Origin of the sequence: Leptolyngbya sp. AN10 (assembly GCF_050565645.1) — a bacterium.
GTDB lineage: Bacteria > Cyanobacteriota > Cyanobacteriia > Leptolyngbyales > Leptolyngbyaceae > Leptolyngbya.
Genome location: NZ_JBNXVP010000118.1, coordinates 1 through 858, shown reverse-complemented (window position 1 = coordinate 858; position 858 = coordinate 1). Strand labels below are relative to the sequence as shown.

General features: G+C 45.9%; 1 protein-coding gene. It reads right to left on the bottom strand.

Annotation, left to right across the window (positions count from 1 at the left end; genetic code table 11):
* Nucleotides 1-99: 99 nt before the first annotated feature.
* Complete coding sequence (locus tag ACQ4M5_RS41820; RefSeq protein ID WP_430681703.1) at nt 100-492, bottom strand: hypothetical protein; 393 nt, start codon at nt 490-492, stop codon at nt 100-102.
* Nucleotides 493-858 lie beyond the last annotated feature (366 nt).

Below are 858 nucleotides of genomic sequence, written 5' to 3'. Positions count from 1 at the left end.
CCGAGCTAATACACTCCGGATTTCTGTTGAGATTTTTGGCGTGTCGTCGAAGTTGATTAAATTCCTCAATCGCCTATCTGTCAAGCGTTCTGAGTCTTCCTAATGCACTGGTTGCGTATCTCGTGGGAACAGAGCTTTGTTCAGCAGATGATCGAGTTGTTTTTGACGATCGCGATCGCTGGTAAAACTGGAAAGATGCACTGTCATGCGTTCGCCGATCGGTAGCTCTTTGAGTGCAGCCTCAAAATTGCGGAGTGTTGGAGGAATCTGGTCAGATCGAAGCGTGTCGTGAACGCCAGAGCAGGTAAAGCCAAAGACAAAACAGTATTTCTTGTCTTTTTGCAGAATTTTCACGCCGACTTTTCTGCCCTTGAGTTCGATTTGAGCGAGTCCAGCCAAAGCATTAAAGTCTTCAAATGCGCTGAGAGTAACAGACTGTTTTTGATTGTTCTCAATCAGGGTGACTCGTTGCTTTCCAACTTTTGTTTTCATCGTCGTGTTCGATGCTTTCTAGGTTTTTTGCGTTTCGTTTGAGGTGAACTGAGCAAGTTCTGTACCTGCATGAATGTGCTGGTGTAGGGTAGATGTCCTCGCGTCCATTTGGGAGTGCGATAGAACTTCGTCAGAAAACGCCAGCTTTCATTGCCTGTGAGAATCCACCATGTTGTTGATCCCCAAATACCAACCAATCCCGTTGCCCACCAATCCAGGCTTAGAAGTAACTGGCAGATGCTGGTTGACTGACAAAACTACAAAAACCTTTAACCTAAGCAGCTTTCGGAGATTTGGCACGACTCATTAAAGGAACAGTCGTACCTGGAGCATAAAATTGGAAAGTTGGAGCAGAGTGGGATCGAG

What these genes read in the sequence shown, in the direction of transcription:
- ACQ4M5_RS41820 (WP_430681703.1), bottom strand. Translation starts at nt 492, where the DNA reads ATGAAAACAAAAGTTGGAAAGCAACGAGTCACCCTGATTGAGAACAAT.